The following is a 12,950-nucleotide window of genomic DNA, read 5'->3' on the forward strand; positions in this document are numbered from 1 at the left end:
CAAGTCGGTGTCAGTACGGCCGCATAAGCTGGTTTGATGACGTGCGCCGCACTTGCGCCGGTGCGGCTGCACACACCATGGCGAATCGAAGAGGGGCGGGACCCAGAGTGAGTGCGTCAGGCACCGCGGCGACCGGGCAGGTCGAGCACATGCTGCGCCAGGTGACGCCCGGACGCTACGACGCGTACGAGGCCCTGCTGCACGCACTCGCCGACCCGTCGGCCGGCCGGATCTGGATGCTGCTCTGGCACGGCAGGTCCGGCTCCCCGGACGCGCAGTACGGAAACATGGAGGTCGACGGCCAGAGCTACGCCCCCTGTGTCACCTCGGCCCAGGAGCTCGCCGCATGCGGCTGGAACCGCGCGCACGAAGTCGTCACCGCCACCGATATCGCCCGCGCCCTCTTCCCCGACCGCTACGGCATCTGGCTCAACCCGCACGCCCCGGGCGGCGGTGTGGGCATCCCCTGGCCCGATCTGCGCCGGATCGCCACCGGACTCGACCGGATGCCCGCAGGACCGCTGCGGCTGAGCGAGCCCGCCATCGAGATCCCCCAGTTCTACGCCCTGCTCACGCAGAACGCCCACCGCACCCCCGCCGTCCGCTCGCTGCGCAGGGCCTGGGTGCAGCCCGCGCTCGGCGCCCCGTATCTCGCGATCGGCCTGGATCTGTACGACACGGGCCAGCAGTCCGTCGACACCGTCCGCGCGATGATGCAGCAGTCGATCGCCGCCGTCCCGGACGGCCTTCCCGTCTCGACCGTCGCCATGTCCGACGAGTACGACCCGGTGACGATGTGGCTGCGGGCCAACGCCCGCCCGTTCTACGACCGCGAGGCGCACGGCTCGCCGGCCCAGCAGCCGGGATACGGATACCCGCCCTCCGGTTTCGCCGGCGGCACCCCCACCGCGCAGCACCGCTGAGAGCCGCGCGCGGCCCCTTTCACCGGCCCGCTTTCAACAGCGCTTTGTGTCCCGCAAGTTAACCGAAGCGCTGCGATGTCCCGCATCCGCCCGTTTTGGCAAGTGTCCGGGTCTCAGGTCGGTATCACCGCTATGCGGACTGTTCACTGGTCTGACGCTCGTGAGTAGTGTTCGGCCGGTCAAGACCACACATGGCGACCCAGGGGTGGACCCATGCGAATATTCAAGTCCCGAGCCGCTCGGGCGATAACGGCGGTCCTTGCGGTCGGCCTCATCGCCACCGGCTGCTCGAGTGAACGGGGCAAGGACGGCGACAAGGGTGCGGAGGACACCTTTGTCTTCGGTGCGCCCGGCGACCCGGGGTCTCTCGACCCGGCCCTCGCGAGCGACGGCGAGACCTTCCGCGTCACCCGTCAGGCCTTCGAGGCGCTGCTCGAGCACGAGTCGGGGGGCAGCAAGCTCGTCGGCGGCCTCGCCGAGAAGTGGTCGAGCAACCCCGCCGGTACGGTCTGGACGTTCAACCTGCGCAAGGGCGTCAAGTTCCACGACGGCGAGGCGTTCAACGCCAAGGCGGTCTGCGCCAACTACGACCACTGGTTCAACTGGACGGGCACGTACCAGTCGAGCGCGGTCTCGTACTACTGGCAGACGATCATGGGCGGCTTCGCGAAGAACGAGGACAAGGAGACGCCGAAGGCGAACTACAAGTCCTGCACCGCGAAGGACGAGAACACGGCGGTCATCGAGGTCAACGAGCCCTCGGCCAACCTGCCCGGCGGCTTCTCGCTCCAGGCCCTCGCCATTCACTCGCCGAAGGCGCTCAAGGAGTACGAGAAGCAGGAGGCGAGCGCCAAGGGCGACGCCATCACGTACCCCAAGTACAGCCAGGAGGCCGGCACGGTCGCCGGCACCGGCCCGTACAAGATCGCGAAGTGGAACAAGGGCAACAAGGAAGTCTCCCTCGAGCGCTTCGACGACTACTGGGGCGACAAGGCGAAGGTGAAGAACCTCGTCTTCCGCACGATCGACACCGAGGACACCCGGCGTCAGGCCCTGCAGGCCGGTGACATCGACGGTTACGACCTGGTCGCGCCCGCCGACATCAAGACGCTCGAGAGCGCCGGCTTCAAGGTGCCGACCCGTGACGTCTTCAACCTCTTCTACCTCGGTATGTCCCAGGAGAAGAACCCGGCGCTGAAGAAGCCCGCCGTCCGCCAGGCCATCGCGCACGCCATCGACCGCGAGAACCTCGTCAAGACCCAGCTGCCCGAGGGCGGCAAGGTCGCGACGCAGTTCATGCCCGACACGATCCTCGGCTACTCGGAGAACGTGAAGAAGTACCCCTTCGACACGGCCAAGGCGAAGTCGCTGCTGGCCTCCGCGAAGGAGGACAAGCTGTCGGTCGAGTTCTGCTACCCGACCGAGGTCACCCGCCCCTACATGCCTGCCCCGCAGGACATCTTCGAGCTGATCAAGGCCGACCTGGAGAAGGCCGGCATCAAGGTCACCCCGAAGCCCATGAAGTGGGCCCCGGACTACCTGGACGCCACCGAGGCCGGCTCCTGCGCCCTGCACATGCTGGGCTGGACCGGTGACTTCAACGACGGCTACAACTTCATCGGCACCTGGTTCGCCGGCTACGACAAGCAGTGGGGCTTCAAGGACGACAAGGTCTTCGCCGCGGTGAAGGCCGGCTCCGTCGAGGCCGACCCGGCCAAGCGCACGGACCTCTACAAGAAGGCCAACGAGGCCATCATGGAGTACCTGCCGGGCGTGCCGCTGTCCTCCTCGCCGCCGGCCATCGCGTTCGGCAAGAACGTCAACCCGCCGAAGGTCTCCCCGCTGACGCAGGAGAACTTCGCCGAGGTCTCCTTCAAGTAGCACACCGCATGGGGGTCCGCCCGGCCACGGAACACCGTTGGCCGGGCGGACCCGCATCCACTTCCCGTTCACTCGTACGAAACACGTAAGAAAGGGGCATGCGGGGTGTTGCGACTCGTCGTACGACGACTGCTCCAGCTGATACCCACCCTGCTCGGCCTGTCGGTTCTGCTGTTCCTCTGGCTGAACCGGCTGCCCGGCGGACCCGCCTCAGCGATCCTGGGAGAGCGGGCGACCGAAGCCGAAGTGGCACGCATCAACCGGGCGCTGGGACTCGACCAGCCGCTCTACGTCCAGTACGGCCGCTTCCTCAAGCGGCTCTTCGAACTGGACCTCGGCACCTCGACACAGACCGGACAGCCGGTGTGGGACGAGTTCGTGCTGCGTTTCCCGGCCACCGTGGAACTCAGCGTCGCCGCCATGGTGATCGCCGTCGTGGTCGGCATCCCGCTCGGCTATCTCGCCGCCCGTAGGCGCGGCGGCTGGCTGGACGTGGCCTCGGTCTCCGGGTCGCTGATCGGGATCTGTATCCCGGTCTTCTTCCTCGCACTGCTCCTGAAGGGCATCTTCTCCGTCGAGCTGGGCATCTTCCCCAGCTTCGGCCGTCAGGCCACCGGCCTCGACGCGACCTCCGTGACCGGCTTCGCCGTCCTCGACGGTGTCCTCACAGGGGAGTTCGACGCCTCCTGGGACGCGATCATGCACCTGGTGCTGCCCGCGATCGCGCTCGCCTCGATCCCGCTCGCGGTCATCGTGCGGATGACCCGCGCCAGCGTGCTGGAGGTCCTCGGCGAGGACTACATCCGCACCGCCGAGTCCAAGGGCCTGGAGCGGCGCGTCGTCCGCGGCCGACACATCCTGCGCAACGCGCTGCTGCCCGTGGTCACCACCATCGGCCTGCTCACCGGCAGCCTGCTGTCCGGCGCGGTGCTCACAGAGTCGGTGTTCTCCTTCGGCGGTATCGGCGACTTCATCCGTGATGCCATCGACGCCCGCGACTATCCGGTGCTCGTCGGCTTCATCATGTTCATCGCGATGGTGTACGTGCTGGTCAACCTGCTGGTCGACCTTGCGTACAGCGTCATTGATCCGAGGGTGCGGGTGCACTGATGAGCCTGCAGACAACCAAGACGTCGAAGATCGACCGGCTCGCCGAACTGACGGCGAAGAGCGAGTCGTCCAGCGGCGCGAGCCTGTGGCGCGAGGCGTTCCGGCGGCTTCGAGGCAGCAAAGCGGCGATCATCGGCGCGGTGATCATCGCGCTGTTCGTGCTGGTCGCGATCGTCGGCCCGTGGCTCGCCCCGTACGGCCCCACCGCCCAGACCTGGCGCGGCGAGGTCTTCCCCAACCAGGGCAAGTTCGTGGGCCCGCGCGGGGAGAACTGGTTCGGCCTGGACCACCTGGGCCGCGACATGTACTCCCGGTGGCTCGTGGGCGCCCGGCAGACCCTGCTGGTCGGTGTGGTCTCCATGCTCATCGGCCTGATCGCGGGCGCGGTGATCGGCGCGCTGTCCGGAGCGGCGGCCACGCTCGGCGGGCGCACGGGACAGCGCATCGACGACGTCGTCATGCGTATCACCGACATCATGCTGGCGCTGCCCTCCCTCCTGCTGGCCGTCTCCATCGCCGCGGTGATGGGACAGTCGCTGACGACCGTGATGATCGCCGTCGGTGTGGTCCAGGTGCCCATCTTCGCCCGGCTGCTGCGGGGTTCGATGCTCGCGCAGGGCGGCAGCGACTATGTCCTCGCCGCGCGCGCCCTCGGCATACGCAAGCGGCGGATCGTCCTGACGCAGATCATGCCCAACTCGCTGAGCCCGGTGATCGTCCAGGCGACACTCAGCCTCGCCACCGCCATCATCGAGGCCGCCGCACTGTCCTATCTGGGTCTCGGCAACCCCGACCCGTCCGTCCCGGAGTGGGGCGTGATGCTCTCCCAGGCCCAGCGCTTCTTCGACAACGCGCCGATGATGTCCATGTACTCGGCGGTCGGCATCATCATCACCGCCCTCGGCTTCACCTTGCTCGGCGAGGCCATGCGCGAAGCCCTCGACCCGAAGCTGCGAGGTTGATGTCATGCCACTGCTCAATGTGGACGAACTCACCGTCACCTTCGGCGGACGCGGCCGCAAGGACGTGAGGGCCGTCAACGGAGTCTCCTTCTCCGTCGACCAGGGCCAGGTCGTCGGCCTGGTGGGCGAATCGGGCTGCGGCAAGTCCGTCACCTCGCTCGCGCTGATGGGCCTGCTGCCCCGCAAGGGCGTCACCCTCGGCGGGCGCGCGGAGTTCGACGGCAGTGACCTGCTGTCGATGAGCCCCTCGAAGATCCGTGATCTGCGCGGCAGCAAGCTCGCGATGATCTTCCAGGACCCACTGTCGTCGCTGAACCCGGTCATCCCGATCGGCGTGCAGATCACCGAGATCCTCCAGCGCCACCGGGGCTTGAAGGGGGAGGCGGCCCGCAAGGAGGCCGCGCACCTGCTCGACCGCGTCGGCATTCCGGACCCGACCCGGCGGCTCAAGGAGTATCCGCACCAGCTCTCGGGCGGAATGCGGCAGCGCGCCCTCATCGCGATGGCGGTGGCCTGCGCGCCGCGGCTGCTCATCGCCGACGAGCCGACCACCGCGCTCGACGTCACCATCCAGGCGCAGATCCTGGAGCTGCTCAAGGAGCTCGTGGACCAGGAAGGCACCGCGCTGCTGATGATCACCCATGACCTGGGTGTCGTCGCGGGGCTGTGCGACCAGGTCAATGTGCTGTACGCGGGCAAGGTCGTCGAATCGTCGGGCCGGCGCGAGCTGTTCGCGCATCCGACGCATCCGTACACGCACGGACTGCTCGGCTCCATCCCGCGGCTCGACGCGCCGCGCGGCGAGCCGCTCAACCCCATCCGCGGGTCCATCAACGACCAGATCGCCTGGGCCGAGGGCTGCGCCTTCGCGCCGCGCTGCGACCGCTACGAGATGGACTGCCTGACCGGCACGCCCGAACTGACCGAACCACGCGAGGCCGGACACCAGGCCCGCTGCGTCAACCCGGTCCTGCCCAAGACGGAGGTCCCGGCATGAGCCTGCTCGAACTCGACGGAGTGAAGGTCCACTTCCCCGTCAAGAAGGGCATCCTCTTCGACCGTACGGTCGGCCACGTCTATGCCGTCGACGGGGTTTCGCTCTCGGTCGAGGCGGGCCAGACGTACGGCCTGGTCGGCGAGTCGGGCTGCGGCAAGACGACGCTGGGGCGGGCGGTCCTGCGGCTCGTCGAGATCACGGACGGCGAGGTCGTCCTCGACGGCACGGATCTGGCGAAGCTCCCGGAGAAGGAGATGCGCAGCTTCCGGCGGCGGCTCCAGATGGTCTTCCAGGACCCGCTGGGCAGTCTCAACCCGCGGCAGAACATCGAGTCGATCCTGTCCGAGGGCATGGCCGCGCACGGGATCGGGGCCAACCAGGACGAGCGCCGGGAGAAGATCAGGGAGATCCTGGCCAAGGTCGGACTGCCGACCAACGCCCTCTCCCGCTACCCGCACGAGTTCTCCGGCGGACAGCGCCAGCGCATCGGCATCGCGCGGGCGCTCGTGCTGGAGCCGGACGTGATCATCTGCGACGAGCCGGTCTCGGCGCTGGACGTGTCGATCCAGGCCCAGGTCATCAATCTGCTGGAGGAACTCCAGGAGTCGATGGGCCTGACGTATCTGGTCATCGCGCACGACCTCGCGGTCGTCCGGCACATCTCGGACGTCATCGGGGTCATGTACCTCGGCTCCCTGGTGGAGGAGGCTCCGAGCGACGCGCTGTACGCCGAGCCGAAGCACCCGTACACCAAGGCCCTGATGTCCGCGGTACCGGTTCCCGACCCCGAGGTCGAGGACCACCGTGAGCGCATTCTGCTGCGTGGGGACCTTCCGTCCCCGGCGAACCCGCCCGCGGGCTGCCGTTTCCACACGCGCTGCCCCTGGAAGCAGGACACGCTCTGCGCGACGGACCGGCCCGAGCTGAAGGACCTGGGGTCCGGTCACAAGGTGGCGTGCCACTTCGCGGCCGAGATCGCGTCCGGCGAGATCCGGCGGACGTCGGGAGAGGTCGTCCCGGCGGTGCGGGAAGGCGTGGAGGACGTGGACCCGGACGCGATTCCGGTCACCGACTCCACGCGGGTGCCGGCACCCCGGAAGGCAGCGGCACCGGAGTCGGCATCGGCATCGGCATCGGCTTCGGCATCTGCATCGGACGAGGCAGAGGCTTCGGACGCTGCCCCGGCGGCCGACGTGAAGCCTGACGTGGTGTCCGATGTCGTGGAAGCCTCCGGCGACCAGACCGATGTCGATGCTGCCGACGAGGCCGCGGAAGCCGCGGAGGCCAAGGACGCCGCAGAGGCCGAGGCGCCCAAGGTGGCCGAAGAGGCTGCGGACGCCGAGGACGCCGAGAACGCCCCGGAGGGCGACGGGGCCGACGAGGCCGAGGAAGCGCCCGCCCGGCCGAAGGGCTGACACTCACCGGGTCCCGGCCGCACGGCCGGGACCCGGACCGCCCGGCCCCCGCCTGTGCCGGGCCGTTTCCGTCGGGGCGTTCCGGGCTCGTGTCCCGGCCGGCGTGGGACCATGGCGACCGCCGCACATCACGCTCCGGCGTTCGGAACACGATCCCGGAGCGCGCCCCCCGGCGCGCATTCGCGCGCATTCACGCGCACGGTGCACTCGCGGGACCCCCGGGTGGGCCGGGACGCGAAGCCCGGACGGCACAATTGGGCGGTGCTCCACGAACTCTTCACGCCCTCCGTTCAGCATGCGCTCGACCTCGCCGGGATCTTCGTCTTCGCGATCTCCGGGGCTCTCCTCGCCGTACGCAAGAACTTCGACGTCTTCGGCATCGCCGTCCTCGCCGAGGTCACCGCGCTCGGCGGCGGCCTCTTCCGGGATCTGGTGATCGGTGCGGTGCCGCCTTCCGCGTTCACCGATCTCGGATACTTCCTGATGCCGCTCGTCGCGGCCGCCCTCGTCTTCTTCCTGCATCCCGAGGTCGAACGCATCCAGGGCTCGGTCAACATCTTCGACGCCGCAGGGCTCGGTCTGTTCTGCGTCACCGGAACGACGAAGGCGTACGAGTACGGCCTCGGTCTGACCTCGTCGGCCGTGCTCGGACTCGCCACCGCCGTCGGTGGCGGTGTGCTGCGCGACGTCCTCGCCAATGAGGTGCCCTCGCTGCTGCGCTGGGACCGGGACCTGTACGCCGTCCCCGCGATAGTGGGGGCCACGATGGTGGTGATCTGCATCCAGTTCGACGCGCTGAACGCCGTGACCAGCGGACTCGCCGTGGTGACCGCCTTCGTCCTGCGTCTGTTCGCCATGCGGTTCCACTGGCGGGCACCGCGTGCGTGGAACCGGCGGTCTGCCGCAACCGAGCCCGCGGACGAGAGCCTGGGCAAAGCTACCGCTTAGTAGTTTTCTGATGTACGGTTCTGGCATGACCCAGGTGGCACAGGCAACCATCGGGAACAGCGAGTTCGACCGCGACACCGCTGTCACCCTGCGAGACCCGGATGTTCCGGGCGTCTATGACGCGGAGCTCTCCGCGGGCTGGACGATCATCCGCGCCGTCAACGGCGGCTATCTGCTGGCGATGCTCGGCCGTGCGCTCGGCGACGCACTGCCGCACCCGGATCCGTTCAGCGTCTCGGCGCACTACCTCAGCCCGTCCGCGCCCGGCCCCGCGGTGATCCGCACCGAGACGATCCGTACCGGACGCACCCTCTCCACCGGTCAGGCATCCCTCTTCCAGTACGCGGAGGACGGCACCGAGGTGGAGCGCATCCGTGTTCTCGCCACCTACGGCGACCTGGACGGGCTGTCGGACGATGTCCGTACGACCGCGAAGCCGCCGGCCATCCCGCCGTACGAGCACTGCCTCGGCCCGGCGGACGGGCCCACGCCGGCCATCCCCGGTTCCTCCGCGATCACCGAGCGGCTGCACATCAAGCTCGATCCCGCCACCGTGGGCTGGGCCGTCGGCGCTCCCTCCGGCAACGGTGAGATGCGCGGCTGGTTCGGGCTGGCCGACGGCCGCGACGCGGATCCGCTGTCCCTTCTGCTGACGGTCGACGCGCTCCCGCCGACCTCGTTCGAGCTGGGGCTCAAGGGCTGGACCCCGACCGTCGAGCTCACCACGCACGTCCGGTGCCGTCCGGCGCCCGGGCCGCTGCGGGTCGCCATCACCACCCGCAATCTCGCCGGTGGCTTCCTGGAGGAGGACGCCGAGGTCTGGGACAGTGCGGACCGCCTGGTCGCCCAGTCCCGTCAGCTGGCGAAGGCACCGCAGTAGCGCGGCGGGTGGGCGCTCGCCGGCCACGGCAGTCACCGCTCACGGGCTCCGGGCCTGTCGCCGACGCGGCAGGCACGGAGCCCGTTCGCGCATGCCGGGGTCTCCGCGGAGGTGCCGGGCTCCGCGCGCCGGTGCGGCCACCGCGGCCTGCCCCGTCCGGACAGGCCCGTCGGGATGCCGGGCCCACGGCCCGCTGCCTCTGAGCCACCCCGAGCCGTGTCCCGCGTGGTCCCGCCGTGCGGCGGGGCGCGGTGCATCCGCGCAGGTGCGGACCGGCACCGGTTCGGGTGCGTGAGGAGTGTCGGTCCGCCGGAGTGCCGGCGCCGGCGTGCCACGCTCGCCCCACGCCGGCCAGGTCGGCGTCGCCGATCGGCACCACCTGGTCGAGGCGGCTCCGGGGACCCGGCGCGCGGATCCCGACGCCGGGCGACGGCAACGCGGTGAACTGCGGCGCCAGGCACGCGAGCCCGGCAGGACCCGAACGGGAGGCCCTAGTCCCGGCGTCCGCGGGGAGCTGGGTCGTCCGTCTCCGTGGTGCGTCCGCCCGTTGCTCGTCCGCCCGTTGCTCGCCCGTCCGTGGTGCGGCCGTCCGTGGTGCGGCCGTCCAGCCAGTGACGGCGGCCCAATGCGACGAGGCGCATACGGTGGCGGGCGGTGCGTGCGACGTCCGCCTCGTCCGGACCGGACCCACCGGCCTCTGCGATCTCCTGGGCCTCCAGAAACGCCGACGACGTGATCACCATGTGGTCGACATACATGCCCGCCAGCATCCGCAGATCGGTCTCGCTCCAGCCCTCGGACCCCGGCTCCCGGGCGAGCGCCCCGGCGACCTCCGCGGTGAACCGCTGCAGTTGAGCCGCGATGGCCGCGCGGACAGGTCCGACACCACCGTGCCGCTCACGGGCGATGAAACGGAAGTGGGCCGGCTGTTCCCGGACATGACGCGCGATGAGATCCACGGTGCGTTCGATCCGTACTTCGGCGTCGCCCGTTTCCGCGAGCAGTTCTCCGATCAGCCCGTGCAGGCTGCCCAGCGTTTCCTCGACCAGCGCGACGCCGAGCTCGGCGAGATCCGCGAAGTGCCGGTAGAACGCGGCCGGTGCCACCCCGACGGCCCGCGTCACCTCACGGAGTCCGAGGCTGCTCAGGCTCTGGCCCTCCAGCAGTCGCAGGGCCGCGTCCAGGAGTGCCTGACGGGTCTTCAGCTTCTGGGCCTGGCGGATGCCGACGGTGTGACTCATGCCATTCAGTAAACAACCGTTCTCCGATTCAGGGAAGACTAGACTGGGTAGTCAGTGAACAGTTGTAATTGAACCTCTCCTCCGAAGAAAGGTCGATGATGATCGCCCTCGTCGCCGCACTCCTGCTTCTGGGAGTCCTTCTGGGCGCCGTGGCTCAGATCCCCGTGCCTGTGTCCGCCGTGGCCGCCGCCCTGATCGGGGTCTGGCTGATCGTGTTCGCCGTGCGTGAGCGCCACGGGCACCGCAGGACCCACTGACCCCGAGGAGCCGGACCATGGAACTCACCCCGACCGCCCGCAGGTTCAGCGGCACGCGCGACGCCGACGGCATGGCCGTCGCCTCGTTCGTGATCGGCCTGATCGGGCTGCTCGTGATGAACGTCGTCCTCGGCCCGAGTGCGGTCGTACTCGCCGTCCTGGCCCTGTGGCGCGGCACCACCCGCCGCTTCCGGGCCCTGCTGGGTCTCGCGCTCGGCGTGGCCGATCTCGCCGTCCTCGCGGTGCTCGTCAGCGTCAACGGCACATTCACCTGGACCCTGGGCGGCTGACCTCCCGGTCGCGCGCACCGGAAGCCGGCCCAGGAACCGGCCGACCCGGACGCCGGTGACATGCACGCCTCCACCGCCGCTCCCCCGGCGGTGGAGGTGCCGGGTACCCGGCGGCGCAAGCGGACCCCGCCGCGCTCGTAGAATCGGGGTCACCATGGCATACCTCGACCACGCCGCGACCACTCCGATGCTTCCGGAGGCGATCGAGGCGATGACCGCCCAGCTCGCCGTCACCGGCAACGCCTCGTCGTTGCACGCCGCGGGCCGCCGGGCCCGCCGTACCGTCGAAGAGGCCCGCGAGACGCTCGCAGAGGCACTCGGGGCACGGCCCAGCGAGGTCGTCCTCACCTCCGGCGGCACCGAAGCCGACAACCTGGCGGTGAAGGGCCTCTACTGGTCCAGGCGGGGCGCCGACCCGCGCCGCACCCGGGTCCTGGCCACTCCCGTGGAGCACCACGCCGTTCTCGACGCCGTGCACTGGCTCGGTGAACACGAGGGCGCGAACGTCGAGTACCTCCCCGTCGACCGGCACGGTCGCGTGCACCCCGAGGTGCTGCGCGAGGCCATCGAGCGCGACCCCGACGACGTGGCGTTCGCCACCGTGATGTGGGCCAACAACGAGATCGGCACCGTCATGCCGGTCCGTGAACTCGCGGAAACGGCAGCGGAGTTCGGTATTCCGCTGCACTCCGACGCCGTTCAGGCCTTCGGGCAGCTCGATGTCGACTTCGGGGCCTCCGGCCTCGCCGCGATGACCGTCAGCGGCCACAAGATCGGTGGGCCGTACGGCATCGGCGCGCTGGTCCTCGGCCGGGAGTACACCCCGGTGCCCGTTCTGCACGGCGGCGGCCAGGAACGCCACGTACGCTCCGGCACCCTGGACGTGCCCGCCGTCGCCGCCTTCGCCGTCGCCGGCCGGCTGGCCGCCGAGCGGCGCGACGACTTCGCCCGCGAGATCGGCGCCCTTCGCGACAACCTGGTCGAGGCCGTAAGGACGGCCGTACCGGACGCTGCCCTCGGCGGTGATCCCGGCAACCGGCTCCCGGCCAATGCCCACTTCACCTTCCCCGGCTGCGAGGGCGACTCCCTGCTGCTGCTTCTCGACGCCCAGGGCATCGAGTGCTCCACCGGCTCCGCGTGCACGGCCGGCATCGCCCAGCCCAGCCATGTCCTGCTCGCCACGGGCGCAGACCCGGACCTGGCCCGCGGCACGCTCCGCTTCAGCCTCGGCCACACCTCCACCGAGGAGGACGTGGAGGCCGTCGCGAAGGCCATCGGCCCGGCCGTCGAGCGGGCCCGCACGGCGGGACTCAGCTAAGGCGTGTCCCCCGAGGTGGGCGCCGGGGCCGTCATGGCCCGCCGCACCAGCTTGATGTACCGGTCCCAGTCCCAGTACGGGCCGGGGTCGGTGTGGTCGGTGCCCGGCACCTCGACATGGCCGAGGATGTGCTCGCGGTCGACCGGGATTGCGTAGCGCTTGCATATCCCGGCCGTCAGCCGCGCCGACGCCGCGTACATCGCGTCCGTGAAGTCCCGCCGACGGTCGACGAAGCCCTCGTGCTCGATGCCGACGCTTCGCTCGTTCATGTCCCTGTTGCCCGCGTGGTAGGCGACATCGAGCTCGCGGATCATCTGGGCGATCCGCCCGTCCTTGCCCACCACGTAATGCGCCGCCGCGCGGTGCCCCGGGTTCCTGAAGACCTTCAGGGCGGTCAGGAAGCTGCCCTGCACGACATGGATCACGACCCGGTCGATCGTGTAGTCGTCGGGACGGTCCGCCCGCCGCCAGTTCGCCGCCGCAGCGGCCGTCCACCGCGCGCCCGCATGGTCCAGCTCGCCCTCCACGCGCTTCTTCTCCATGCCCGGCAGCCGCCACCACAGGCGCTTCAGTTCGTCCTGCGCCGCCACGGCCGCCCCGACGAGCGACGCTCCGCCGCCGATCAGCACAGCCCGCCGGCCGATGCCGGTCCGCGCCTTCCCCGTACCCATGCCACCCCTTGCCGGGTCCTCCCGGACCCTCGTCACCTCCCGAACGTCTATCCGCGA

The 12,950-nt window shown here is 69.9% G+C and carries 13 protein-coding genes; 11 read left to right on the plus strand and 2 right to left on the minus strand.

The window, feature by feature from the left end; genetic code table 11:
• Positions 1 to 107: 107 nt before the first annotated feature.
• The 8 genes from ACFU5O_RS12110 (at position 108) to ACFU5O_RS12145 (ending at position 9,116) form a co-directional block, all read left to right on the plus strand.
• On the plus strand, positions 108 to 923 hold the full coding sequence (locus ACFU5O_RS12110; protein WP_384239256.1) for an enhanced serine sensitivity protein SseB C-terminal domain-containing protein: 816 nt from the start codon (positions 108 to 110) through the stop codon (positions 921 to 923).
• A 213-nt stretch (positions 924 to 1,136) separates the two neighbouring features.
• Positions 1,137 to 2,804, plus strand: coding sequence for an ABC transporter substrate-binding protein (locus tag ACFU5O_RS12115; RefSeq protein ID WP_384239258.1), 1,668 nt, complete (start codon positions 1,137 to 1,139; stop codon positions 2,802 to 2,804).
• Between the two features lie 105 nt (positions 2,805 to 2,909).
• On the plus strand, positions 2,910 to 3,914 hold the full coding sequence (locus tag ACFU5O_RS12120) for an ABC transporter permease (RefSeq protein ID WP_384239260.1): 1,005 nt from the start codon (positions 2,910 to 2,912) through the stop codon (positions 3,912 to 3,914).
• Positions 3,914 to 4,876, plus strand: a complete 963-nt coding sequence (locus ACFU5O_RS12125; protein ID WP_384239262.1) for an ABC transporter permease — start codon at positions 3,914 to 3,916, stop codon at positions 4,874 to 4,876. Before ACFU5O_RS12120 ends, ACFU5O_RS12125 begins: the two co-directional genes overlap by 1 nt.
• A gap of 4 nt (positions 4,877 to 4,880) precedes the next feature.
• The gene (locus ACFU5O_RS12130) at positions 4,881 to 5,873 is read left to right on the plus strand and encodes an ABC transporter ATP-binding protein (protein ID WP_384239264.1); all 993 of its coding nucleotides are present in this window, start codon (positions 4,881 to 4,883) and stop codon (positions 5,871 to 5,873) included.
• On the plus strand, positions 5,870 to 7,288 hold the full coding sequence (locus ACFU5O_RS12135; RefSeq protein WP_384239266.1) for an ABC transporter ATP-binding protein: 1,419 nt from the start codon (positions 5,870 to 5,872) through the stop codon (positions 7,286 to 7,288). The genes ACFU5O_RS12130 and ACFU5O_RS12135 overlap by 4 nt, the downstream gene beginning before the upstream one ends.
• A 261-nt stretch (positions 7,289 to 7,549) precedes the next feature.
• Positions 7,550 to 8,236 carry a trimeric intracellular cation channel family protein gene (locus ACFU5O_RS12140; RefSeq protein ID WP_384239268.1) on the plus strand — a complete coding sequence of 229 codons (687 nt, stop codon included), beginning with the start codon at positions 7,550 to 7,552 and terminating at the stop codon, positions 8,234 to 8,236.
• A gap of 10 nt (positions 8,237 to 8,246) precedes the next feature.
• Complete coding sequence (locus ACFU5O_RS12145; protein WP_384239269.1) at positions 8,247 to 9,116, plus strand: thioesterase family protein; 870 nt, start codon at positions 8,247 to 8,249, stop codon at positions 9,114 to 9,116.
• 491 nt (positions 9,117 to 9,607) lie between these two features.
• Here ACFU5O_RS12145 and ACFU5O_RS12150 read toward each other — a convergent pair whose 3' ends face one another.
• Entirely contained in the window at positions 9,608 to 10,357 is a 750-nt protein-coding gene (locus ACFU5O_RS12150) for a TetR family transcriptional regulator (protein WP_384239271.1), read from the minus strand.
• 95 nt (positions 10,358 to 10,452) lie between these two features.
• On the opposite strand from ACFU5O_RS12150, the gene ACFU5O_RS12155 reads away from it, so the two are divergent.
• The 3 genes from ACFU5O_RS12155 to ACFU5O_RS12165 all read left to right on the plus strand — a co-directional run bounded on the left by ACFU5O_RS12155 (position 10,453) and on the right by ACFU5O_RS12165 (position 12,222).
• A complete protein-coding gene (locus ACFU5O_RS12155; RefSeq protein WP_384239700.1) occupies positions 10,453 to 10,614 on the plus strand; it encodes a hypothetical protein in 162 nt (53 codons plus the stop codon).
• 17 nt (positions 10,615 to 10,631) lie between these two features.
• Positions 10,632 to 10,904 carry a DUF4190 domain-containing protein gene (locus ACFU5O_RS12160; RefSeq protein WP_384239273.1) on the plus strand — a complete coding sequence of 91 codons (273 nt, stop codon included), beginning with the start codon at positions 10,632 to 10,634 and terminating at the stop codon, positions 10,902 to 10,904.
• A 154-nt stretch (positions 10,905 to 11,058) separates the two neighbouring features.
• Positions 11,059 to 12,222, plus strand: a complete 1,164-nt coding sequence (locus ACFU5O_RS12165) for a cysteine desulfurase family protein (RefSeq protein ID WP_384239274.1) — start codon at positions 11,059 to 11,061, stop codon at positions 12,220 to 12,222.
• Here the strand turns inward: ACFU5O_RS12165 and ACFU5O_RS12170 are convergent.
• Positions 12,219 to 12,893 carry an N-acetylmuramoyl-L-alanine amidase gene (locus ACFU5O_RS12170; protein WP_384239276.1) on the minus strand — a complete coding sequence of 225 codons (675 nt, stop codon included), beginning with the start codon at positions 12,891 to 12,893 and terminating at the stop codon, positions 12,219 to 12,221. The two genes, ACFU5O_RS12165 and ACFU5O_RS12170, sit on opposite strands and share 4 nt — an antisense overlap.
• Between the last annotated feature and the right edge of the window lie 57 nt (positions 12,894 to 12,950).

The sequence above is a fragment of the Streptomyces sp. NPDC057445 genome (genome assembly GCF_042802855.1).
GTDB lineage: Bacteria > Actinomycetota > Actinomycetes > Streptomycetales > Streptomycetaceae > Streptomyces.

What these genes read in the sequence shown, in the direction of transcription:
- ACFU5O_RS12165 (WP_384239274.1), top strand. Translation starts at nt 11,059, where the DNA reads ATGGCATACCTCGACCACGCCGCGACCACTCCGATGCTTCCGGAGGCG.
- ACFU5O_RS12160 (WP_384239273.1), top strand. Translation starts at nt 10,632, where the DNA reads ATGGAACTCACCCCGACCGCCCGCAGGTTCAGCGGCACGCGCGACGCC.
- ACFU5O_RS12125 (WP_384239262.1), top strand. Translation starts at nt 3,914, where the DNA reads ATGAGCCTGCAGACAACCAAGACGTCGAAGATCGACCGGCTCGCCGAA.
- ACFU5O_RS12170 (WP_384239276.1), bottom strand. Translation starts at nt 12,893, where the DNA reads ATGGGTACGGGGAAGGCGCGGACCGGCATCGGCCGGCGGGCTGTGCTG.
- ACFU5O_RS12115 (WP_384239258.1), top strand. Translation starts at nt 1,137, where the DNA reads ATGCGAATATTCAAGTCCCGAGCCGCTCGGGCGATAACGGCGGTCCTT.
- ACFU5O_RS12130 (WP_384239264.1), top strand. Translation starts at nt 4,881, where the DNA reads ATGCCACTGCTCAATGTGGACGAACTCACCGTCACCTTCGGCGGACGC.
- ACFU5O_RS12155 (WP_384239700.1), top strand. Translation starts at nt 10,453, where the DNA reads ATGATGATCGCCCTCGTCGCCGCACTCCTGCTTCTGGGAGTCCTTCTG.
- ACFU5O_RS12150 (WP_384239271.1), bottom strand. Translation starts at nt 10,357, where the DNA reads ATGAGTCACACCGTCGGCATCCGCCAGGCCCAGAAGCTGAAGACCCGT.
- ACFU5O_RS12135 (WP_384239266.1), top strand. Translation starts at nt 5,870, where the DNA reads ATGAGCCTGCTCGAACTCGACGGAGTGAAGGTCCACTTCCCCGTCAAG.
- ACFU5O_RS12145 (WP_384239269.1), top strand. Translation starts at nt 8,247, where the DNA reads ATGTACGGTTCTGGCATGACCCAGGTGGCACAGGCAACCATCGGGAAC.